Genomic DNA, 23,855 nt, shown 5'->3' on the forward strand with positions numbered 1-23,855 from the left:
TTAAATTATTTTTTTTGCAATTCGTGAACATACATTACCACTTTCCAACGCTCTTCTGGCGATAGTTGCGAAGCGTGTGAACCCATCGCATTATATCCATAAGTAATTGTATGGTAAATCTTTCCATCTGTCAATTCAGACATTTGACCTCCTCTTGAAGATGGAGTTCCAGCTGATTTATGGTATGATGGCGGAGGAGGGAAATTCTCTAGAGCTCTTTTACCTCTAGAATCCTCAACTTCTCTATCTTTTGTAATAGCACCATCACCTGCTCCATCTTTACCATGACAAACTGCACAGTACGTCAAGTATAAAGCCTCTCCTTCTTTTAAGTGAGCTGGATTGACAACTAAAGGGTTCTTTAATTCCAATCCCGCACGCTCATATTCTTCAACAGAGTTTCCATAGTCAAAACGATCAAATCCGATAGGATTAGACCCTTGAGGTGGAGTTTGAGCTGTACTATTATTCTTAAAATTCTTATTTGGCTGATCCGGATTAAAAGCAATTGGATCATACATATTACGTGAGAATTCCCATCCTGCACTGCGAGTGGTGCCATCTCCGCATGAAGAAACAACTGCTGCTAAAGCGACAGCAACACATACAGTTCCAAGAAAATTCCTTTTATTCATAACTAACATATTTTCTTTCATTGTACTTAACTTCTACTGCTCCTGCTTCTTTCAATAAGCCATCGATCAACGCATGGTCAGTATTTTCATTTGCATCTACTGCAATAATAAAACGATCATCCGTAGCTCTCAAGTCCATCACACGTGGTGCACGGCCTGGAAATAAATGGTTACGGAAAAAGAATGTTGCAACCATACCCAAGGCACATAATAAAATTGTCACCTCAAATGTTACTGGAACAAAGTTTGGCAATGGCATCGATGGTTTACCACCAATATTCATCGGCCAGTCATAGGACATTGTGTAAAACAAAAGACTAAATCCTAAAACTGTTCCCAATGCACCGAAAATAAATGCTGCAATGGGTAATCTTGAAGGCCTTACCCCCAACTTCGCCTCAATCCCGTGGATTGGCATCGGAGTAAAACAGTCGTAAATGCTAATATTGTTTGCTTGCAACTTGTCAATCCCATGCATCATTTCATCAGGATCAGCAAAACTACCTAGTATATATTTTGTATTGCTCATTGCTATTATTTTTGATGTAATGCCTTAATGTCTGTTTCTGTAACTGTATCGTATTTATCCAATGAATCTCTGAAGTATTCAACTTGTTCCTCAGGGAATGCACCTTCTTGTACAAGTTTAGTTTTATGCTGTAAGCTTGAGCTTTTCAACAACAACTTAACCTCTGCAATTGCAATACCTGGTAAGAAACGAAGGAATAATAAGAATAAAGTAAAGAACAACCCGATAGATCCAACAAAGATACCTACGTCCACCCAAGTTGGGTAGAACATTGCCCATGATGATGGTAAGTAGTCACGGTGTAATGATGTTACGATAATTACGAAACGCTCAAACCACATACCGATGTTCACAACGATAGACAAAATCCAGGAGATAGGAATACTTGTACGAATTTTCTTGAACCAGAATAACTGTGGAGAAATTACGTTACATGTCATCATCGCCCAGTAAGCCCAAGCGTACGGTCCAGCAATACGGTTAGCAAATGCATACATCTCGTATTCAGAACCTGAGTACCATGCAATGAATAACTCAGTTAAATAGGCGATACCTACGATTGAACCTGTAGTCATGATAATCTTGTTCATGGCTTCAATATGGAACATAGTAATGTAATCCTCAAAATTCATTACTTTACGTAAGATCAACAATAAGGTCTGTACCATCGCGAAGCCTGAAAAAATCGCCCCTGCAACGAAATATGGAGGGAAGATTGTCGTATGCCATCCAGGAATTACCGATGTAGCAAAGTCCATGGATACGATCGTGTGTACAGAAAGTACTAATGGTGTGGAAATACCAGCTAAGATCAAGGAAACAATTTCAAAACGTTGCCAAGTTTTTACCGATCCATTCCATCCAAATGATAAAATAGAATAAACTCTTTTCTTAATACCAGAAGCACGGTCACGAACCGATGCGATATCCGGTAATAGACCACAGTACCAGAATACTAATGATACAGTGAAATAGGTAGAGATCGCAAATGCGTCCCATACCAATGGGGAGTTAAAGTTAACCCATAGGGATCCAAATTGATTTGGTAATGGGAAAATCCAGTAAGCCAACCAAGGACGACCCATGTGAGCTACAACATAAGTAGCAGCACAGATTACGGCAAAGATTGTCATCGCCTCAGCCGATCTGTTAATGGAGTTACGCCAGTTCTGACGGAATATTAATAATACAGCGGAGATCAAGGTACCGGCGTGACCAATACCTACCCACCATACGAAGTCGGTAATATCCCATGCCCAACCTACTGTTTTGTTTAATCCCCAAGCGCCGATACCCGTCCAGAACGTGTATCCAACACTTACAACCCATAACATTGCGCCTAAGGCAGCTACGGTAAAACCGATCCACCACGCTTTGTTTGGTTTATTTTCAACCGGAAGTAAGATATCATCTGTAATCTTTGCATAGGTGATATCCTTGCCGGTGATTAATGGTTCTCTTAATATTGATTCGTTATGCGATGACATAGTTATTTTATTTCAGTCTAGAATAAATTATGCTTCAAATGTGTTTCTTACCTTCGTCATATAACCAATATTTGGTTGTACGTTGATTTCTTCAAGCACATAATAAACACGTTCGTTACGTAATGCTTTTGAAACCTCTGACTCCGGATCGTTTGCATCACCAAAGATGATTGCATTTGCCGAACATGCCGCTTGACAAGCCATTTTGATATCTCCGTCTTTCACTTTACGGTTCTCCACTTTAGCCTGCAACTTACCTGCTTGGATACGTTGGATACACATTGAACATTTCTCCATAACCCCGCGAGAACGTGTGGTTACATCTGGATTCAATACTAATTGTGTAAACTCGTTGTTCAAGTAGTTGTCAAAACGAGAATCATTCCAGTAGTTAAACCAGTTGAAACGACGTACTTTATATGGACAGTTGTTCGCACAGTAACGTGTTCCGAAACAACGGTTATAAGCCATGTGGTTAAGACCTTCTGAAGAGTGAACGGTTGCTAACACTGGACATACGGTCTCACATGGAGCGTGCTCACAGTGTTGACACAACATCGGTTGGTAAACTACCGATACATCTTCGTAGTCATAACCAGCTGCCTTAGCAATTTCTTTCTCTTTTGTTAATTTGCCCTCTCCTGTATTCAAGGTATAGTAACGGTCGATACGCAACCAGTGCATTTCACGACGACGGCGAACCTCGTCACGACCTACAACCGGAACGTTGTTCTCAACGTTACATGCAACAATACAAGATCCACAACCGGTACAAGCATTCAAATCGATTGCCATCACCCAACGGTGACCAGGTTGTTCAAATTTATTCCATAGATCATATGTTTGGTGCGTATCAGAGAAACGACCAGACTCAGAATTAGGATCTTTTAAGTAATTAGCAAACGTAGTCTCACGGATAATGTTACGCCCCTCAATGGTGTGGTGCGTTTGTGTTTGAGCCAATTCATAGATTCCAGACGCTTTGGAAATCGAAGCTTTTGCAGCGAATTGAATGGTTCCATTTACTAAACTTGCAAACGGATAAGCATTTACACCTACATTATTTCCTGCCTTACCAACTTTAGTACGACCATAACCAATTGCAACTGAAACTGTGCCTCTTGCTTGGCCTGGTTGTAACAACACTGGAAGGTCTACTTTATAGCCATTTGCTTCAACAGTAACTTTTCCGGTCTCTTTAACACCTAATTCCTCAGCATCTGCCGGGTTAATAGCTGCAAAGTTATCCCAAGTTACTTTAGAAACTGGATCTGGCAATTCTTGTAAGTAAGCATTGTTAGCCCAACGTCCGTCTCTAATATTTGGAGATTCATAAATCTTTAATTCAACCCCTCCAGCAACACGCTTAGCGTCATTAGTAATTGCAGCAGCAATTGCATTGACATCTACGTTAGCTGAATAAGATGAACCTGTGTTTGAACCTTTATAAATAAATCCTTGTTGAAGTACATCTTTCCAAACTTTTCCGGTTCCTGCTAAGATATTGGTCTCCCAATTTTCCTTAACGAAATCATGGATAGGTTTGTTGACACCTGCCCAGTTGATCAAACTTTGTTCAGCTTGACGTGTGTTAAATACTGGATTGATGGTTGGTTGAACAATGGTAAATAATCCCTCTTTTGCAGAAGCATCACCCCAAGATTCCAAGAATGTATTATTTGTAGCAATAGCTTTCAATTCTGATGAAGTTTCATCAGCACGATCACCTAAAGATACTGTATAACCGATTTTAGAAATTGCTGCTTTTACATCATCAGCCTTATAGTAGTCATAAACTGGGTTTGAATTCCAGAAAATAGCTACACCTACTTGCCCAGCTTTAGCAGCTGTTAAGAAAGTTTGGAATGCTGAATCTGATCCTTGATGTTGTTTAGAGAAATTATCTAGGTCAATGATTGAACCATAAGCCCCTAAGGCTGTATTGATTGCGTTTGCTAAAGCTTGAACATTGGTGTCATTCGAACCTGCTACAACTACTGATGATCCTTTTGAATTCACCAATTCCTTAGCGGCAAGAGCGATTGCTGTTTTTGCTTTTGCATTGTTTGTACCACCAGCTACTGATTGTCCAGTAATGGCATTGTACAAGCTAATTAATACTGCTCCTTCTTCTGAAGGTTTGATTGCAATACGAACGTCTGCATTCGAACCAGTCATTGATAAACCTGATTCAAATTGAATATGACGTGACATCTTTCCGCCTTTCAACGATTTATAGTCACGGTTTTTAATATAATCTTGTGTATGCTCTTCTCCAGCTACCCAAGTTCCTAAAAAGTCAGCTGCTACTGAAACAACAACTTGTGCTTTATCAAAGTGATACGAAGGAACAACTGCTTTACCAAATGAAGCTCTATTGGCTTCAATGATACCGCTGTAAGAAACTGCATCAACTTGAACATGCTGCGTTGCAGGATATTTTGCTGCAAATGCTGCGATAGCAGCCAATGAAGAAGGACTATTGATTGTGTTTGAAACAATTGTAATCTGTTTTCCTGCTGCTTGTGCTTTATTCAATGCATCAACTACCGCTTGGTCCAATTTTGCCCAATCTACATCTTTACCTCCAATTTGAGGGTTCTGTAATTTGGACATATCGTACAAGTCAAGAACAGATGCAGATGTTGAAGCGTCTGTACCTTGATTTAAACCAACTGCATTTGGATTTGCTTCCAATGAAATTGGTCTTCCTTCTCTTGTCCTAACGATTACACTCTGACCATTGAAGGAAGAAGCGTAGAAGTTTGGTACACCTGGAGTTACTTCTTCAGGTTTGATTATATAAGGTACTGCCTTGTGAATTGGCGTACGGTTACACGCTGCCAATGTCACAGCTCCTAAACCAAAACCTAAAGCTTTCAAAAAGTCACGACGAGGTGTCTTGGTACTTAAACCAGCTTCATTTAACACATCTTCTACGGGAATAGGCTCAGCAAACTCACTCTTGCTTCCTTCAACAAAAGCAGGAGTTTGATTCAATTCCTCTAAACCTTTCCAATATTTTTTATTGCTTTCCATTTAAGCTATATATAAGATTCCGTTATTCTAAATTAATTTATTAATAATGACACTTTCCACACTCTAATCCACCGATCATAGCTGCTGTCATCTTCTCACCTTTTTTCAACTTATCATGAGCCTCGATCAATTGATCATAGTACGCATTGTCTGTGTTCACAGAAGTTTCTTTGTGACAGTCAATACACCATTTCATGGTAAGTGGTGAATATTGGTAAACTTCTTCCATATCTTGGATAGGACCGTGACATGTTTGACATTCAACTCCTGCAACTACAACGTGTTGTGAGTGGTTGAAATATGCAAAGTCCGGCAAGTTGTGGATTCTAACCCATTCGATAGGTCTTGTGTTTGTACCATATGTTCTAGCTTCTGGATCCCAATCTACTGCACGGTATAATTTCGCAATCTCTGGAGAAATGTTACCATCGTAATGATCTGAACCTGTTACTGTATTGTGACAGTTCATACATACGTTTGCTGATGGAATCGAAGCGTTTTTCGATTTAAATGCTCCACCGTGACAATACTGACACTCAATCTGATTAACACCAGCGTGGATTTGGTGAGAGAATTTAATTGGCTGCACCGGTTTGTAACCTTGGTGAACACCAACATTCCACATGGTTTTCCAACCTGCTACACCCAATAAACCAACGACCATCAGTACAACGAAGAATACCAACTTCTTGTTCTTTAAAAATGCCTTAGCAAATTTTACAGAACTGCTTTCGCCTTCCTCTTCACTTTTCGCCTGAGCCTCAGCAATTGACGCTTGGTTGTTAGCAATAACACGTTCTAAAGTTTTTGTTACCCTGTTCAATGCAAAGATCACTGCCACAGCAACCACAAACAAAGCAACCAATCCGATAATCATCAAATTGTTCGCATCTGAACTTGCAGCACCAGCACCTCCAGCAGCAGGACCAGCAGCCTTTTTCTCAGCTAACTTCACCTCTTCTGCTTGCAGGTACGCAATGATATCCTTAATATCACCTTCAGAAAGGTTAGCATAAGGAGCCATTGTTGTAGCAAACTGAGACTTCAATTCAACAGCTTGTGGATCGCCTGAATCAATCATCCCTTGCGGGTTATGGATCCATTTCACAATCCATCCTTCTTCTCGACGCTCTGACAAGCCAGCCAAATCTGGACCGGTCAATTTCTTACCTACAGCGTGACATGAATTACACGCATTCGACTTGAATAGCGCTGCACCATTCGCAGCATCCTGCGCCTGCGTGGTAGTAGTAACGGCAAATAACAATACCAAACTGATTGATATTGACTTCGCAAGTCTTCCCAAAACGGATGAGATATTTCTCATATTTAGCACTTTATACTATTTTATGTGTAATAATTAATTGTTGACTCTTCAGTACATGTACACAATACCGTACAAAACAATGCACAAAAGTATAACTTATTAAGCAATCCCTGACAATTTGATGACGTAATTTATCAATTTATATTCATTCTAAATAGAGCTCTTTATATAGCTCTATATCATTACAAATTAACATTCAATTGATATTTCAATAATCTTTTTTTAGTAAATTAGCTTCCTTATGAAAGCAATATATTGCATATTAATTTTAATTGTTTTATCTGGTTGTGCTCATTCGCAATCAAACAATACTGCTAAAACTATGGATCAAAACAAAAAATACAACGAATTAACTCCCGAAGAACAATATGTAATCCTCAATAAAGGAACAGAAAGGCCATTTACTGGTCAACTTCTGAATAACAAAGAAAAGGGAACTTATGTTTGTAAACGATGTGATGCTCCATTATACCATTCGGAAGATAAATTTGAATCCCATTGTGGATGGCCAAGTTTTGATGATGAAATTCCAGGTGCTGTAAAAAGAGAAACTGATGCGGATGGTAGAAGGACCGAGATCCTTTGTGCTGCCTGTGGTGCCCACTTGGGCCATGTTTTTGAAGGCGAAGGATTCACCTCCAAAAACACTAGGCACTGTGTCAATTCTATTTCAATGAAGTTTGTTCCAGCGTCTCCTCAGAAATAACCGAGGAACCTCGAACCAATAGCTCACTAGGGATTACAATTTTCTGTAATTCTTTGTTTTTCCCCTTAATCTCATTTAATAGGGTATGGATTAGTTCATTTGCTATGGCAGATGTATCCTGAGTTACCACGCTGATGCCTGGCTCATACAGCTTAAACAGAGTGTGGTCATCGAACGCCACCATATTTGGCAACTTCATACTATACTTTTTCACTGCTTTTAGACCATCAATGGCCAGATAGTTAGTTGCAAATAAAACAGCATCTAAATTATTGGCACTGATAAATTCATGGATTTGATCTATTGAAGAATCTTCGTTTTCATCTATCTTCACTTTTTTAATGAACGCTTGTTGTTGGAACTCGTCAATTGCTTTCATATAGCCATCTAGACGGTCTCGCATCTGGGTTTGATTAGAATACAATGAAACAAAGCCAACTCGTTTATTATTCTGGTTTTCCAATAAGTGCCTAGTTGCGTCAAATGCTCCATTAAAATTGTCCAATACCACATAATGGGTCTCTAATTGAGGGATATAGCGGTCAAAAAGTACCAATGGCACATTGTTCTTGATTAAATTGGAAAGCGTATCATCCAATCCTTCTGGAGGTGTAATGATATACCCATCAACTTGTCTATCATAAAATAATTGGATTAATTCCCTCGCTTTGGTCTCATCATTATCCATACTACAATAAATAATATGATAACCATTGTCATAGGCAATCCTTTCTATATACTTGGCGACATTGGAAAAGAAGGGATTGGAAATGTCTTCAACGATCAAACCTAAAATCTTGGATTGACCAGTCCTCAAACTCTGGGCTAATTGGTTGGGCTTATACCCCACTTTTTTCACATAGTCCAAAACCCGCTTTGTCAAACCCTCACTGATCCTTTTTTCCTTAGCCTTACCATTTAATATAAATGATACAGTCGTTACGGATACCCCAAGGTTCTTTGCAATGTCACTAATTAAAATTCGTTTTCTCATGTTAGGTTAATAAAATGCAATTCAAAATCTATCAAATATATAAACTCGGCTAAATTTTAGCAAATTTATGCTAAAGATTTTGCTAAAAATTTGGCTAAAAGGGTTTATTAGGTTTAAAAACGTACATTTGTTATTGTACACTATTTATAACGACATTTATGAAATTACATTATAAATCATTTGCAATTATTTTTGCAACAGGATTACTGTCTCTTCCTGTAACCAAAGTCGCCGCTCAGCAATATACAAAATATGTTGACCCTTTTATCGGAACGGGTGGTCATGGTCACACTTTCCCAGGTGCTACTGTCCCCTTTTCTTTAGTGCAGCTATCTCCTGATAATGGAAAGAATGGTTGGGACTGGGTGAGTGGCTACCATTTCAGTGCAGATTCCATCGCTGGATTCAGCCATATGCACCTCAGCGGAACGGGTATCGGCGATTGGCTGGATATTGCCATCATGCCCTTAAATCAACCTGTCAACAAAAAAGACTTCGATACCCGAATAAAATTCTCGCACAATAATGAAAAAGCTAGCCCGGGATATTACGAAGTGAGATTAGACAACGGGATACAAGCTAGACTAACATCTACTGAACGCGTAGGACTACACAACTACACTTTCCCAAAAAACACCGAACCAACCATCAGATTAGACCTGGGTCATGCCTATAACTGGGATAGACCAATGGATACCGAAATCAAGATCTTAAATGACAGTACGGCAATTGGTAAAAGGTATTCTTATGGCTGGGCGAATCAACAGCATATTTATTTTGCAATCCGCTTCAATAAACCATTTAACTCTTATTTATTGAATGGAAACAAAACCAATGAAAAACAGATTTCTCAACTCAACAATTCAAGACAAGGCCCGGTTAATGCAGTAAATGCACAATTTATTTTCCAAAAGATAGATCAAGTGGATCTCAAGGTTGCTCTTTCAACCTCATCAGCAGAAAAAGCAGTGGATGCTCTAAATGAAATACCGAATTGGGATTTTAACCAGGTGAAATCGAATGCCGAAAACCAATGGGAAAAAGAATTAGGAAAAATCAAGGTAGAATCTACCGATGAAACTTTGAAAAAAATCTTTTATTCCGCATTATACCATACTGCTGTTTCCCCAACCCTTTATTCAGATCAGGATGGTGAATACAAGAACTACAAAGGGGAATTTCATAAAATGAATAATGCCGGCCAACGTTACACATTATTTTCACTTTGGGACACCTTCCGTGCATTAAAACCCTTACTAACTATCACGCAATCTGAACGCTATACAGATATGATGAACAGCATGTTAGCTTTCTATGATGAAAATGGATTGCTCCCGGTTTGGGACCTTAGCACATTTGAAACCAATACAATGACTGGCTATCATGCTGTCCCTGTACTTGCAGATGCTGTATTAAAAGATATCCCAGGAATCGATCAGGAAAAAGCGTTTAAGGCAATGCTAGCAAGTGCTAATCAAAAAATTAGGGAAGTCCCTGATTATATTGAATATGGATATGTTCCGCAAGATGTAAACGGCGGATCAGTGACATCAACGCTGGAATACGCATTTGATGATTATTGCATTTCCTTGGTTGCCAAAAAACTAGGAAAGAAAAAGGAGTTTGAAGAATACACTAAACGCGCTAAGAATTACATCCACCTTTTCGATCCTAACTCTGGTTTTATGCGGGCAAAATTGAAAAACGGAAAATTCGTTGAACCCTTTGATCCGTTCTATTCAGAACATGAATTCTCAAAAAGCCAATATATCGAAGGAAATGCTTGGCAACACTCCTTCTTTGTCCCTCATGACGTTAGGGGGTTAGCTAAATTGTTTCCTAAAAAGGATGGTCTAGACAAGATGTTGGACACCTTATTCACTGCCCCATCCTATATGACTGGAGAAAACCAATCACCTGATGCAAGTGGCTTTATCGGTCAATACGCTCATGGAAACGAACCGAGCCATCATATTGCCTACATGCATTCCTACCTAGGGAAACCATGGAAAACACAGGAAAAAGTTAGAGCCATTATAGATTCCATGTACCATGAAAGGCCAGATGGATATGCAGGAAATGAAGATGCAGGTCAAATGAGCGCTTGGGCAGTTTGGTCGATGATGGGCTTATACCCTGCTTCTCCTGTAAATGGAGAATATGTATTCGGAAGTCCAGCCCTTGACAAATCTGATATTACAATGCCAAATGGCAAAACATTCAGCATTATTGCCAAAAACAACTCTAAAAAGAATATTTATATCAAATCCATTACTCTGAATGGAAAACCATACAAAAAGACCTATATCACCCATAAGGACATGTTAAAGGGCGGAACTTTGGAATTCCAGATGAGCGATGTCCCGAATCAAAAATTTGGAACAAAAAAGAAATCTTTACCTACTTCAATGGAAAATTAAACAAAACCAAAAATATTACGTTTTGTCATATATTGGCCTTGGGTACACTTATTGTTACTTAAGGGAAAGGAGAAGAAAAAATGGAAGAATTAAACAACAATATTAACATCAAGGACATACAAGACGACAGCAACAATCAAGACTTTTACAAAAACTTTAAAGATAAATTGATTGAGGTAGAACAGTTTCCGACCATCTATACTTTCAAATTCATCGTAAAATCGGATTCTGACCAAGCTGAAAAGGTTAAAGGATTGTTCACTCATGCCTCAGCTAAGTTTTCAGAGAAAAAATCATCAGGAGGAAAATACACTTCGATTTCAATCGAAAACTATGTAAACAATGCCGACGAAGTAATCAACTATTACAAAAAAGTGGGGGAAATCCCTGGTGTAATGATGTTATAAGTAAAATACTAAAACAGAAGAGGGTGTCAAATTGACACCCTTTTTCTATTCTTTCAACTCTTGGATAGCTCTTTCAACAGCGACAGGGTCTTTCAGATTAACCCCTCTTTTTTTCATAGAAATATAAAAATTACCTGGAATAATAACATATCGATATAGTATGTAGCTGCTCATGGAAATTGTTGGCCCACCATCATAAGCCATCCTCATAATTACCAATTCCCTCAATTTGGGGTGAAATGTAATGGTCGACATCCTATTTATCGCATAACTTGTATATGGCAGTGGGTAAGCACCTTGACCATAATCCAAGTAAACCAAAATAGCAGAATTTGCTAAAACCTCTTTGGTTAATTGTGGTTCATAAATATGAGCAGCCCTAACCCTTGTATTGTCAAATGCTGTATCCACCATGCGGACCACATTTCTCCAACCTGAATACATAATCTTAACATTGGCTTTTAAATTTGTTCCAACTCCCCATCCAGTACTTGTCTTTGGGCCATATAAAACCATTTGAGCCGTGTTAAAATAAAAATCGCCTACAGCACCCAATGTTACCGCGGGAATTGTAGTACCTGAAAGAAATTGAGAACCATTTTTCCCGTCGCTCCCATTAGTTCCATTAGTTCCGTTCTTGCCATCAGCACCTTTCAACTTCGTAGGACTTCCCCAACCTGAGCTAGCCTTAGGCCCATATAAGTCTCCAGTCGTTGTTCTAAAATAAAAATCACCATTCTTTCCCAAACTCGTAGCTGGAACTGCAGTACCACTGTAAATCATAGATCCATCAGCTCCTTTTGCTCCAGTTACACCTTTGTCGCCCTTATCTCCTTTTGCTCCTTCAGGACCCATTTCACCCTGATCACCCTTCTTACATGAACCTGCCCCGAAAATAATGAAGGCCAGTAAAATCATTAATAATTTAGTTTTCATAATCTTTTGTTTAAAATCATCATATATTATTGGATGACCTAAACTACTTGTTAATGCAAACTTAAATTATCAATAATGAGTAAATCCCAGTGCAGATTGAGTGAACAATTTATTCTAATGAGGGATTAAATCATAAGCTGTTTAAACATAAATCATCAAATCAATTTAAAGTCAAGGTATTCAACCCTTCCTTCACTTTAAATTCCTTAACCACTTTCCCAAAACGAACTTTAATCTTTTCTGCAGCTTTTGCTTGTACAGTTAAAGAAATAATCCTATTATTTTCCCATTTAAAACTAACTTTTTTGTCTCCCCTAGTTTTTATCCCATCTACCGAACCAGACTTCCAAGAAACAGGAACTGCTGGCAAAAGATGAATTTCACCATTTTGGGATTGAACTAGCATTTCAGCAAAGCCAGCCGCACCACCAAAATTCCCGTCAATCTGGAACGGTGGATGGGTACTGAACAAATTAGGAAGGCAGGTTTTCCCGATCAGTTCCTTTAAATGTTTATTAGCTTGTTCTCCATCATATAATCGGGCATAAAAATTGACAATCCATGCTTTACTCCAACCAGTATGCCCACCTCCTGAGGTAAGTCTGTTTTCAATCGTTTTCTTGGCAGCCTCAAATAATTTAGGGTCATTAGGGTTAATGGAATTCCCGGGATATAAACCCAACAAATGCGACATATGCCTATGTCCAGGCTCCACTTCATCATAATCATGGATCCACTCCTGGATTCCGCCATTTTTCCCAACTCGGATTGGAGGCAATTGCTTCCTCACTTCTTTAATCCGTGCCAGCAGTTCTTTGTCCTCCTTCAATAATTTGGCAGCCTCTTCGAAATTATCAAACAGCTCCAAAATGATTTCTATATCTATGGTACTCATATAAGATAATTGAGACCTGACTTCTTTGCCATCAACCATGGTCTTAAACTCATTTTCAGGAGAGTGAGAAGGATTCGTCACTAAATACCCCTCAGGTGACTTGATCAAGAAATCTAAAACCCATAACAAGGAACCTCTAAGAATAGGATAAGCCACATTCTTCAGGTATGTCCTATCTTGACTGAAAGCAAAATGACGATAAACCGGGAATGTCATCCATGGACCAGCCATCGGCGAGACTCCCCATACGCCATCAGCCACCCCTGTTCTTCCAAATGGGTCAGTCAAGTGGTGGATCGTCCAACCTCGGGCGGCATACATTTCCTTTGCTGTTCTTTCTCCCGGTTTCATTAATTCTTTCATGAAATTCGCCAATATCACACTAGTTTCTCCTAAATCGCCTGATTCCGCAGGCCAATAGTTCATTTGCAGATTGATATTGGTATGAAAATCAGAGTTCCAGGGTGCTTCATATTCCTGGTTCCAAATACCTTGCAAATTGGCAGGCAATCGGCCGGGTGAACGACTTGAAGACATCAAAAGATATCTACCATATTGATAAAATAGTACCGGTAAGCCAAAATCTTCCTGCCCTCCCGAAAAAGCCTTCAACCTTTGGTCTGTAGGGAAATTTGACTCCCCAGATGAATTTATAGCTACTTTAACTCTTTCAAACATGGAACGATGCTCATGAACATGACTTCGATAGTAGTCTTGCGTCTGATCAGCCTGAATATGGTTCAATTTAGATTGAATTATTGATTTCAGGTTCTTTTCTCCTGTAAAGCTAAGTTCCTCCAATTCATAATCCGTGATTCCGGTATAGACCAATTCAAGCTTTTTTACATCTTTAAATCGAATGCCTGACCCCGTATCATCACTGAACACTTCATATTCCCCTTCGATACTCTTGACCATAAGTCCAGCTGCAAATTGCATATGTGATCCGGCAGGTCCAGCATCCTTTTTGACTGAATCTTGAATCTGTCCAGTATAATAGGCTCCATTCTTCCATGTCCCATATTCATTCACATCTCGACTTCTATCAAGCTTTACAGTAAACGAAATTGCTGCTCTTGACTCCCATTTCAGAAACAATGCATCCCCAACAGAAGGGATATAGGAAGTTTGTGTTATTTTATTAGAATGGATTGTAAATGCTGTGCGATGAACTCCTTCATTTAGATTAAGGACTCTTGAATATTCCTCTACCTTATCTTTCCCCCAATCGTATTCCACTCTTACATTTCCCAAAGGCTGATAGGATCGGATCCTAGCAGGAGTGCCAACCATATATTTTGTTGCCAACTCCTTAGCCAAATCGAATTGATTTCTAAATATGGCATCTTGGATTTCCTTCAAGTGCGAGGCAGATTCTGGGTTATTGTTATTGATTGGGCTTCCTGCCCATAGGCTCTCCTCATTCATCTGGAACAGCTCATGATCATATCGACCATGAACCATCGCCCCAAGACGACCATTACCCAATGGCAATGCTTCTGTCCACTTGACAGCTGGTTGTTGATACCATAACTTTAGATCAGACTCCTGACCGATCAGAAAACAAGGAAATAATAAAAGGATTAGGTTTAGTAGGTTTTTCATTTCATGAATTTACAATTTTGACCTAAGACTAAAAAACAAAAGACATTGGACTTGTTGTAAGTTTCAAGTCTAATGTCTTTTCGCTTCTGGCCGTATATCAAAAAAGAAAGAGAGCAACTTGCATTGCTCTCTTTTCCTATATTATTCGCCTTGCGGCTTATTTTCTTGTTTTGGCTTATCTTCTCTTGGAGGACGAGGCAACAAAACTTTACGAGAAAGCTTCATTTTTCCTTGTTTGTCCACATCCAAAAGTTTTACAGTCACCATATCACCTTCTTTGAATACACCGTCCATAGTCTCAAGACGTTTCCAGTCAATTTCAGAAATATGTAATAATCCGTCTTTACCTGGCATGATTTCAACGAATGCACCAAATGGCATGATTGATTTCACTTTACCTTCGTAGATTTCACCAATTTCTGGTTTAGCAACAATCGCTTTGATTCTTGCCAATGCAGCATCGATGGCTTCTTTATTGTCAGCAAAGATTTGAACCACACCTTTATTGTCAACTTCTTCAATTGAAATAGTGGCACCAGTCTCACGTTGCATTTCTTGGATAATTTTACCACCTGGTCCAATTACAGCACCGATAAATTCCTTATCGATTAAGATTTGGATGATACGTGGAGCATGTGGTTTGTAGTCCTCACGTGGAGCAGAAATAGTCTTAGCCATTTCACCCAAGATATGTAGACGAGCTTCTTTCGCTTGATCTAATGCCTGAGTCAAAACTTCCCATTTAAGACCATTGATCTTAAGGTCCATCTGACATCCTACAATACCTTTTTCAGTACCTGTAACTTTAAAGTCCATATCGCCTAAGTGATCTTCATCACCTAAGATATCCGAAAGGATCGCATATTTACCTGTTTTCTCATCAGTGATCAATCCCATTGCAATTCCTGAAACTGGAGCAGCAATCTTAACACCGGCATCCATTAATGCTAATGTACCAGCACATACGGTTGCCATTGATGATGAACCATTTGATTCTAAGATATCAGAAACAACACGGATAGTATAAGGATTGTCTTCTGTAGGAAGAACTTGTTTCAATGAACGCATCGCTAAGTTCCCGTGTCCAACTTCACGACGACCTGGACCTCTATTTGGTCTTACCTCGCCAGTTGAAAATCCTGGGAAATTATAGTGTAAGATGAATTTATTATACCCATGGAAGAAAGCTCCATCGATCATTTGCTCATCATCTTTAGCGCCCAATGTCACTGAAGTCAATGATTGTGTTTCACCACGTGTAAATACCGCTGATCCGTGAGCAGCTGGCAAATAATCTACCTCTGTCCAGATAGGACGTACAGTACGAACATCACGACCATCTAAACGAATTCCTTCATCTAATACAAGATTACGAACTGCGTCATATTGAACATCGTGGTAATACTTCTTCATCAAGAATTCTGTATCCTCATCGATTTCATCACCCATAGTTTCAAAGAATGATTGACCAATCTCTGCGAACTTCTCTGTACGTTCATGCTTGCTAGATTTTGATTTAGCAACTTCATAAACTTTCTCATAAGTAGCTGCATAGATTGCATCTTTCAATTCTGGATTAGAAGGCTCATGGTTGAAATCACGTTTTTCTTGTGATCCTACTAAATTTGCCAATTCAATCTGTCCAGCAACTTGTTTTTTGATAGCTTCATGAGCAAAAGCAATAGCTTCTACCATTTCAGTTTCCGAAATTTCTTTCGCTTCTCCTTCTACCATCACGATGTCTTGTGCAGAACCCGCAACAATAAATTCCAAAGATGCTTTCTCCAATGCTGAAACAGTCGGGTTGATCACCAACTCTCCTTCAATCTTCGCAACACGAACCTCTGAAATAGGTCCATTAAATGGAATATCAGATACAGCAATAGCTGCTGATGCTGCTAAACCTGCCAATGCATCTGGCATAATTTCTTTGTCCGCAGAAATTAAGCTTACCATAACCTGCGTATCAGCATGGTAAGTTTCTGGGAACAATGGACGTAAAGCCCTATCGATTAAACGTGAAATCAAAACCTCATAATCTGAAAGTCTTGCCTCACGACGTAAAAATCCTCCTGGAATACGACCTGTAGCCGCATATTTCTCTTGGTAGTCTACTGATAATGGGAGAAAATCAGCACCTGCTTTAGGTTCTTTTGACGACACCACGGTCGCTAGCAACATCGTTGCTCCTTGTTTCAAAACTACTGATCCATCAGCCTGTTTAGCTAACTTACCAGTCGACAATTCAATGGGAGCTAGTCCGCCACCCATCTCAATTGTTACTTTCTTTTCGTTATAACTCATTGTTTTTTCTTTGTGATGCATTTGCGTCATTTTACATGCACCAAATTAATATTGACCTTTTTAATCGCACAAAGGTAATTAAAAATTCATTGCCGAGTCATCAACGGCCAAAATTTTAGAATCTCAGCCCATTCATTATAAGCGTGGTGCAATTTTATTAATTCAAAATAAAAAAAGGGACCCTGAATATTCAGGGTCCCTTTTAAAAGCTCTTTACAGATTGCTTATTTGATGATATCACGTAAGCCTAATGCTTTGATGATAGCACGGTATCTTTCGATATCCTTTTTGTACAAATAAGCTAATAATGAACGACGCTTACCTACTAATTTTTGTAGGGAACGTTGTGTGTTAAAATCTTTTCTGTTTGATTTCAAGTGCCCAGTTAAGTGAGCAATTCTTTTTGTAAATAAAGCTACTTGTCCTTCTGCAGAACCTGTGTTTTCAGCTGCTCCTGCAAATTCTTGGAAGATATCAGCTTTGTACTCTTTACTTAAATACATTTCGTGAATAATATTAAAGCGTTAAAAATTTTATTAATTGCGTGCAAAGTTAACATCTTCTTACCGAAACAAAAAATTTATTGTTCTTTTATTGATGCTTCTATTGCTCAGTAACTTAGAATTATACTTTAATGTAGATTTTCTTTTGATCTAACCAGTAACAAATTGCCCACATAACGACCAGAAAACATAATGAATAGGCAAACGAACCGATTTCGGGTATTCCTGGAATCTGTGCACATACATTTTTATAGAACCAGGTTAATGGACTACCGAATGTAGTCTCGCCAAGGTCGTTCACTCCCATCGGAATACGGATTAAACCCAAGGTCTTCGGCAACAGCCCACTTAAAACAAAGATAAAAAGTGGATTTTTCCCAAACACATCAAAGAATCGTGTCAACCAATTCTTAACTCCCTGCACTTCTATATACCAGATCATGGTTCCAATTGTCAGAATTCCTAGGCCAGTGGTATATAAAACATATGAACTTGTCCAGATCTTTTTATTGATTGGAAATCCTAATGACCAGGTCCATGCCAAGACCAATAGAATAAACCCGGTTACAAACATCCCAGACAACAGCTTAAAATGTGGTTCATTGGTCTGTGGTACCTTTGTCCATAACCAATCTACTTGACCCTGCTTTTTGATAAACACTCCAGCTAAATAACCGAATACCACCTGAACAACAGCGGGCATAGCACTCATTAATCCTTCTGGATCAAATGGCACACCCTCTCCTTTGTACATATGGGCCACCCCAAGAATTTGCTTGTCTATCGCAGTACCAAACCATCCTTCTAATGAATAAGGATCTCCTGTTCCCAAAAAGGCGCATAATCCCCAATAACCTAAAAGGATCGCCGCTGATATAAATATTAAAGTTCTAGGTTTAAAATAATAAGCCAAAATTGAGGCAAAGAAATAAGCAATGGCAATTCGCTGCAGTACTCCTAAAATCCGAACTCCCTGTTCAGGATTACTGCTATTTACCCATTCCCTAAATTGTAGAACCCCATCAGACCAATGGACAAATGGAAACCAGTTCAATCCCAATCCAATCAAAAAGATCAATATCGTCCGCTTGATCACTTTCTTCCAAAATATGCCATCGCCAGCCTCCTGTAATCTCGGGATCACAAATGACATCGCATTTCCTACTGCAAATAGAAAAAAAGGAAAAACCAAATCCGTAGGGGTACAACCATGCCAAGGCGCATGCTTTAATGGAGCAAACATATGCGACCAGGTCCCCGGGTTGTTAACCAAAATCATTAAGGCAACTGTCGCTCCCCTAAAGACATCTAATGAATAATAGCGCTGTTTCATAATTTATATTCTCCCGAAGTTACAATTAAACCCACATAAAAATGCAATGCAAATACTTTTAATTAGCCAAACAGGCATAAAAACGCATAAAACATCGCTACTTTGCTATATTTTCCGATAAATATGACAACACTTATTAATTTTTTTAAAAAGTATTTGTTTGTTAATTTCTTTTTATCATAACTTTACGAAAGTATTAAATAATCAATTTTAACTTTGGATAGCCTTAAATTATCAATACTAAAGCGGTTATATTTTTCCAATCCGCAATCGATTGCAGAACTTAGTGCGTCGATTGGGAAAAGTGTGCCCAATATTACCAATGCCGTAAATAAATTATTGCAACTAAACCTGATCGAACAAGACGGCCTAGCCCCTTCCACAGGCGGTAGACGTGCTGCTCAATTTGTACCAAACGAAAAACATCTCCCTTTAATTCTATCCATTGCTATTGACCAATTCTATACTTCAGTAGTCGTTGTTGACTTTAAAAACCAATATAAAACTGCAATAAACACTGAAGTGATCGACCTAAGAGAGGACGATGCTTATGAAAAAATTATTGCACTGACTAAAAACACAATCAAACAAACCGACGCTTATCAAATTTATGGAATCGGTGTAACCATTCCTGGATTTGTAGATAGCAAAACTGGCAAAAACAATTCTTATAGTAGCAATTCCCCGTTCTACGACCTGAAAACTAACATTCAAAAAGAATTTAATTTGCCGACTTTTGTGGAAAATGACTCTTCCGCAATTGCAATTGCAGAACATAAATTTGGATCTGCAAAATCCATTGAAGATGTCATGGTGGTCAACCTCAATTGGGGTGTTGGACTAGGAATGATCCTGGACAACGAACTCTACCGTGGACATTCTGGATTTGCAGGTGAGTTCAGTCACATCCCTCTTTCTGACTCAAACAAACTTTGTTCTTGTGGTAAAAAAGGCTGCCTAGAAGTTGATGCTTCCCTATTGGCTGCCGTAGAATCTGCATCTAACTCTCTAAAATCCGGCGAGGCATCCTCGCTACAAGCTGTTTTCAAACAACAAAAATACCTGACTGGTGACCAACTTTTAACTGCTGCCATACATGGAGATCAACTCGCCATGGAAGCGGTCAATAAAATTGGATATATGTTAGGAAAAGGTATAGCAACCCTAATCCATATCATCAACCCTGAATTGGTGTTGATATCTGGACGTGGTGCAAAAGCCAAGGATGTACTGTTGCCTAAAATTCAAAGCGCAGTATTGGAGTTTAGTATCAAAAGATTATCACAAAACACAAAAATTGAATTCTCTAACACAGAAAACATACAATTATTGGGTTCAACATGCATCTGCATCTTGAACGCAGACAAAAACATCTATAAAACACAATTAATAGACTAATTACTTAAAACATCAACAAATGAGCAATTTTTACTCAAAATGTTGCAGTATAACCTTAGTTATGCTTTTCAGCTTATCTTCGTTATTTGCACAACAAACTGTTACGGGGAGAGTAACAGATCCTAATGGAGCAGGTCTTCCAGGAGTGAGTGTGTCTGTTGTTGGAACAAACAAAGCAGCTCAATCCAACATGGATGGAAACTACTCCATCGAAGCCAATAATGGCCAAAAACTACGCTTCACCAGCGTAGGCTATCAAACACAAGAAGTGAATGTTACTTCTTCCACCTTAAATGTAACCATGCAGGAAGATGCTGGTAACATAGATGAAGTCGTGGTAACTGCCATGGGTATCAAAAGAGCACCTAAGGAATTAGGTTATGCTATGAGTACCGTAGAAGCAAAAGAATTGACCAAAACAGGATCACCTAACTTTGCAGGTGCATTATATGGTAAAGCGCCAGGTGTTCGTATTTCTGCAGCTCCAGGTGGTGCTACTTCTGGTATTAACATCAATATCCGTGGGGTCAACTCGATCACCGGTAACTCTCAGCCATTAATTATTATTGATGGTGTTCCAATGAGAACTACTACCTTCAATAACTCTAATTACTGGGGTGACCAAAGAGCAAGAGGTAACGGATTAGAAGACCTAAACCCTGAAGATATCGAATCCATCACTGTGCTTAAAGGTGCTTCTGCAGCCGCATTATATGGTTCCGAAGCATTAAATGGGGTAGTTATGGTGACGACTAAATCTGGTAAAGGTGGAGAAGGCGTTGCAATCGACTTTAATGCAACATATACCCATGACCAAATTGCCTACTTACCTCGCTTTCAAGATGTGAGAGGTCCTGGTTATACAACTCAATATGCTGATGCAGGCCAAGGCGAAGACATGTTCTTCTATTATGGTGATGATCTAGCAGTTGATGGTGTAAAAAGAGGTCTTTTAGGGGCAACAATTAACTTTGGTCCTAAATTCGACGGCCAACCTGTTGTTTCTTGGGATGGTAAAGTTAGACCTTATGTAGCGCAAAATTCATATGGCAAACTATTCAACAACCCAAATAATACCATCTTCAACTTAGCCCTATCGCATACAAGTGATAAAGCAAACACAAGGTTCTCGTTGACTAGACAAGACAACGAAATGACCGCACTTTCTTCATACAACAAGAAGAACATCGCTAGTATCAATTCAACTATGAAATTCTGGGATAAATTGACCACAGATATCGTAGTAAACTATGTTAATCAACATACCCACAACAGACCATTCTTGACAGACCGTCTTGTAAACAACTTTACAGGTATGATCTCGACCTTCGATAACCCAGAGTGGTATTTGGACAGATACAGCACTAGCCTTGGCTATAAATATGTAACTGGTTCTAACCAAAGTTTGACACCTGGAGAAAACCTAAGACACAATGGCTACAAAGCTGACGTATTAGACTTCATGTGGAATAACTTGGCTAGACAATATGATGAATACTCAAACAGGGTGATCGGATCATTTACCAACACTTGGCAAGTAACACAAGACTTCTCTATCCGCGGTAGATTCTCTGCAGATATGACGAACTTAAAAACAGATGATAAACAACCAAACGAAATTCCGGTAGCATTCGGACAGTCTGGATACTATGCATCTAATAATACGACTGCAAATATTTACTACACCGACTTATTGGCTTCATACAGCAAGCAAATCACCGAAGATGTAAAATTAGGTGCAATGCTTGGTTATACAGCTACTAAATTGAATACTACGAATTTATCAGCAAATACCGACGGTGGATTATCTGTTAGAAATTGGTATGATATCAGTGCGTCTAACAATATTTCAAGAGGTAACTCAACAAAATTGAACTCTTTACGTGATGCTACTTTCGGAACCATCAACTTTAACTTTAAAGATTTCTGGTTTGTAGAAGGTACATTAAGAAGAGAGCAAATTTCTCAAATGCACCCTGATAACAACGTTTTATACTACCCTTCCGTAAACACCAGTATTATCTTAAATGAAGCATTCCAAATGCCTGAATTCTTCAATTATGCTAAATTAAGAGGTTCATATGGTATCGTGGGTAAATACCCTGATATCTATTTAAGTGCCTTAAGTTATTCCCAAGCTACTTTGGGTAATCAAGGAACGGATGCATCAGTATTGTATACCCAGATCCCAACTTCTTCTTTCGGTAATGAAAAAATCAAACCTGAAAACAAACACGAATTGGAAATCGGTTTAGAAACAAGATTGTTCAATAACAAATTAGGTTTAGACATTACCTATTATAACGGTAAAATCGTTGACCAGATCTTAAACTATACCCTTCCTTATTCTACAGGTTCTAACTCAATCCTAGCAAACGTAGGTACATTGAGAAACACAGGTTACGAATTTGCATTAAACGGAGCTCCTATTTCAAATGATAACTTCAAATGGAACTCTATCTTAAACTTTGCCTTCAACCGCAATAAGGTAGAAGCTCTTCCTGGTGGTGCTTCCCAATTAATGTTAGCAGATTACGATGGTTCTGCAGCAAGATTAGTTGCTAACGTAGGTCAATCTATGGGTGACATCATGGTACACCCTTATGTGTATGATGCAAGTGGTAAAAAGATTGTTAATGATAATGGTCTTTATCAATTAGATCCAGATGAGTGGGTTAAAGCGGGTAATGCAATGCCAAAAGTAACAGGTGGTTTCATCAATACTTTTACTTACAAAAACATCACTTTAGATGCATTGATCGACTTCCGTTGGGGCGGACATGCCATGCCTACTGGTATCAACTGGATGAAATCTCGTGGTCTATTGGAAGAAACCCTTACAGCAATGGATGCTGAGCACGGTGGTCTAAGCTACTATATCAAAGATGGTAAAGGTATTGCAACAACTGGAAACGCTGGCCCTGCTGGTGAAAAAGTATTCCACGATGGTATGGTAATGGACGGCGTTTTAGCAGATGGTTCTCCAAATACCAATATCATTTCTCAAGCATTCTACTACGCTCAAACCTACAACTGGGGAGGTCCTCAATACTCTAACTCAAACTACGGTTTGTATGTTCAGAAAAACAATTACATCAAATTAAGAGAACTTTCTTTGGGTTATAGATTACCTGCTTCTGTAGCAAAAAGCTTAAGAGCTAAAAACCTTCAGATCTCTGCATTTGCAAGAAACCTATTCTTCATTTATAGATCAATGAAAGATTTAGATCCTGAACAAATGACAGGTGGTTCTTATTGGGTAAACAACGTTACTAATGCGGGTACTTCTCCTGCAACTAGAACTTATGGTTTCATGTTACGTGCAAGCTTCTAAAAT

General features: G+C 38.9%; 16 protein-coding genes. 5 read left to right on the forward strand and 11 right to left on the reverse strand.

Annotated elements, in window-relative coordinates; translation table 11 throughout:
- Positions 1 to 5 precede the first annotated feature (5 nt).
- The 5 genes from NLF99_RS01840 to NLF99_RS01860 are packed head-to-tail and all read right to left on the reverse strand — an operon-like array spanning position 6 to position 7,017.
- Positions 6 to 635 carry a cytochrome c gene (locus NLF99_RS01840; RefSeq protein ID WP_308214522.1) on the reverse strand — a complete coding sequence of 210 codons (630 nt, stop codon included), beginning with the start codon at positions 633 to 635 and terminating at the stop codon, positions 6 to 8.
- A complete protein-coding gene (locus NLF99_RS01845) occupies positions 628 to 1,164 on the reverse strand; it encodes a DUF3341 domain-containing protein (RefSeq protein ID WP_185215891.1) in 537 nt (178 codons plus the stop codon). Before NLF99_RS01845 ends, NLF99_RS01840 begins: the two co-directional genes overlap by 8 nt.
- Before the next feature lie 5 nt (positions 1,165 to 1,169).
- On the reverse strand, positions 1,170 to 2,651 hold the full coding sequence (gene nrfD / locus NLF99_RS01850) for an NrfD/PsrC family molybdoenzyme membrane anchor subunit (RefSeq protein WP_254526545.1): 1,482 nt from the start codon (positions 2,649 to 2,651) through the stop codon (positions 1,170 to 1,172).
- Positions 2,652 to 2,678: 27 nt separating this feature from the next.
- Positions 2,679 to 5,690: a TAT-variant-translocated molybdopterin oxidoreductase gene (locus tag NLF99_RS01855; RefSeq protein ID WP_254526546.1), complete on the reverse strand. Its 3,012-nt coding sequence runs from the start codon at positions 5,688 to 5,690 to the stop codon at positions 2,679 to 2,681.
- 40 nt (positions 5,691 to 5,730) lie between these two features.
- Positions 5,731 to 7,017 carry a cytochrome c3 family protein gene (locus tag NLF99_RS01860; protein ID WP_254526547.1) on the reverse strand — a complete coding sequence of 429 codons (1,287 nt, stop codon included), beginning with the start codon at positions 7,015 to 7,017 and terminating at the stop codon, positions 5,731 to 5,733.
- Positions 7,018 to 7,258: 241 nt separating this feature from the next.
- Between NLF99_RS01860 and NLF99_RS01865 the strand changes: the two genes are divergently transcribed.
- Positions 7,259 to 7,723 carry a methionine-R-sulfoxide reductase gene (locus tag NLF99_RS01865; RefSeq protein WP_185211318.1) on the forward strand — a complete coding sequence of 155 codons (465 nt, stop codon included), beginning with the start codon at positions 7,259 to 7,261 and terminating at the stop codon, positions 7,721 to 7,723.
- Here NLF99_RS01865 and NLF99_RS01870 read toward each other — a convergent pair.
- The gene (locus tag NLF99_RS01870) at positions 7,683 to 8,717 is read right to left on the reverse strand and encodes a LacI family DNA-binding transcriptional regulator (RefSeq protein WP_185211319.1); all 1,035 of its coding nucleotides are present in this window, start codon (positions 8,715 to 8,717) and stop codon (positions 7,683 to 7,685) included. The genes NLF99_RS01865 and NLF99_RS01870 overlap by 41 nt on opposite strands.
- Before the next feature lie 158 nt (positions 8,718 to 8,875).
- Here NLF99_RS01870 and NLF99_RS01875 point away from each other — a divergent pair, with 158 nt between their 5' ends.
- Together NLF99_RS01875 and NLF99_RS01880 are read left to right on the forward strand one after the other, a co-directional pair.
- The gene (locus tag NLF99_RS01875) at positions 8,876 to 11,137 is read left to right on the forward strand and encodes a GH92 family glycosyl hydrolase (protein ID WP_254526548.1); all 2,262 of its coding nucleotides are present in this window, start codon (positions 8,876 to 8,878) and stop codon (positions 11,135 to 11,137) included.
- Between the two features lie 80 nt (positions 11,138 to 11,217).
- Complete coding sequence (locus NLF99_RS01880; protein WP_093100599.1) at positions 11,218 to 11,544, forward strand: DUF493 domain-containing protein; 327 nt, start codon at positions 11,218 to 11,220, stop codon at positions 11,542 to 11,544.
- 45 nt (positions 11,545 to 11,589) lie between these two features.
- On the opposite strand, the gene NLF99_RS01885 is transcribed toward NLF99_RS01880, so the two are convergent.
- From NLF99_RS01885 to NLF99_RS01905, 5 genes are all read right to left on the reverse strand, one after another.
- Complete coding sequence (locus NLF99_RS01885) at positions 11,590 to 12,480, reverse strand: hypothetical protein (RefSeq protein WP_254526549.1); 891 nt, start codon at positions 12,478 to 12,480, stop codon at positions 11,590 to 11,592.
- Positions 12,481 to 12,640: 160 nt separating this feature from the next.
- Positions 12,641 to 14,980: a glycoside hydrolase N-terminal domain-containing protein gene (locus NLF99_RS01890; RefSeq protein WP_254526550.1), complete on the reverse strand. Its 2,340-nt coding sequence runs from the start codon at positions 14,978 to 14,980 to the stop codon at positions 12,641 to 12,643.
- Positions 14,981 to 15,121: 141 nt separating this feature from the next.
- On the reverse strand, positions 15,122 to 17,284 hold the full coding sequence (gene pnp, locus NLF99_RS01895) for a polyribonucleotide nucleotidyltransferase (RefSeq protein ID WP_185211322.1): 2,163 nt from the start codon (positions 17,282 to 17,284) through the stop codon (positions 15,122 to 15,124).
- A 224-nt stretch (positions 17,285 to 17,508) separates the two neighbouring features.
- Positions 17,509 to 17,787: a 30S ribosomal protein S15 gene (gene rpsO / locus NLF99_RS01900; RefSeq protein WP_093100604.1), complete on the reverse strand. Its 279-nt coding sequence runs from the start codon at positions 17,785 to 17,787 to the stop codon at positions 17,509 to 17,511.
- A 121-nt stretch (positions 17,788 to 17,908) separates the two neighbouring features.
- Complete coding sequence (locus NLF99_RS01905; RefSeq protein WP_254526551.1) at positions 17,909 to 19,120, reverse strand: acyltransferase family protein; 1,212 nt, start codon at positions 19,118 to 19,120, stop codon at positions 17,909 to 17,911.
- A gap of 216 nt (positions 19,121 to 19,336) precedes the next feature.
- Here NLF99_RS01905 and NLF99_RS01910 point away from each other — a divergent pair, with 216 nt between their 5' ends.
- Positions 19,337 to 20,518: an ROK family transcriptional regulator gene (locus NLF99_RS01910; RefSeq protein ID WP_185215886.1), complete on the forward strand. Its 1,182-nt coding sequence runs from the start codon at positions 19,337 to 19,339 to the stop codon at positions 20,516 to 20,518.
- Between the two features lie 19 nt (positions 20,519 to 20,537).
- Positions 20,538 to 23,852, forward strand: coding sequence for a SusC/RagA family TonB-linked outer membrane protein (locus tag NLF99_RS01915; protein WP_214649436.1), 3,315 nt, complete (start codon positions 20,538 to 20,540; stop codon positions 23,850 to 23,852).
- Positions 23,853 to 23,855 lie beyond the last annotated feature (3 nt).

The organism is Sphingobacterium sp. LZ11T8, assembly GCF_024261425.1.
Taxonomy (GTDB): domain Bacteria; phylum Bacteroidota; class Bacteroidia; order Sphingobacteriales; family Sphingobacteriaceae; genus Sphingobacterium.

Coding starts and splice junctions, on each gene's coding strand:
- NLF99_RS01860 (WP_254526547.1), bottom strand. CDS start 7,017: ATGAGAAATATCTCATCCGTTTTGGGAAGACTTGCGAAGTCAATATCA.
- rpsO (WP_093100604.1), bottom strand. CDS start 17,787: ATGTATTTAAGTAAAGAGTACAAAGCTGATATCTTCCAAGAATTTGCA.
- NLF99_RS01880 (WP_093100599.1), top strand. CDS start 11,218: ATGGAAGAATTAAACAACAATATTAACATCAAGGACATACAAGACGAC.
- NLF99_RS01875 (WP_254526548.1), top strand. CDS start 8,876: ATGAAATTACATTATAAATCATTTGCAATTATTTTTGCAACAGGATTA.
- NLF99_RS01905 (WP_254526551.1), bottom strand. CDS start 19,120: ATGAAACAGCGCTATTATTCATTAGATGTCTTTAGGGGAGCGACAGTT.
- NLF99_RS01915 (WP_214649436.1), top strand. CDS start 20,538: ATGAGCAATTTTTACTCAAAATGTTGCAGTATAACCTTAGTTATGCTT.
- NLF99_RS01890 (WP_254526550.1), bottom strand. CDS start 14,980: ATGAAAAACCTACTAAACCTAATCCTTTTATTATTTCCTTGTTTTCTG.
- NLF99_RS01845 (WP_185215891.1), bottom strand. CDS start 1,164: ATGAGCAATACAAAATATATACTAGGTAGTTTTGCTGATCCTGATGAA.
- nrfD (WP_254526545.1), bottom strand. CDS start 2,651: ATGTCATCGCATAACGAATCAATATTAAGAGAACCATTAATCACCGGC.
- NLF99_RS01870 (WP_185211319.1), bottom strand. CDS start 8,717: ATGAGAAAACGAATTTTAATTAGTGACATTGCAAAGAACCTTGGGGTA.
- pnp (WP_185211322.1), bottom strand. CDS start 17,284: ATGAGTTATAACGAAAAGAAAGTAACAATTGAGATGGGTGGCGGACTA.
- NLF99_RS01855 (WP_254526546.1), bottom strand. CDS start 5,690: ATGGAAAGCAATAAAAAATATTGGAAAGGTTTAGAGGAATTGAATCAA.
- NLF99_RS01865 (WP_185211318.1), top strand. CDS start 7,259: ATGAAAGCAATATATTGCATATTAATTTTAATTGTTTTATCTGGTTGT.
- NLF99_RS01840 (WP_308214522.1), bottom strand. CDS start 635: ATGAATAAAAGGAATTTTCTTGGAACTGTATGTGTTGCTGTCGCTTTA.
- NLF99_RS01885 (WP_254526549.1), bottom strand. CDS start 12,480: ATGAAAACTAAATTATTAATGATTTTACTGGCCTTCATTATTTTCGGG.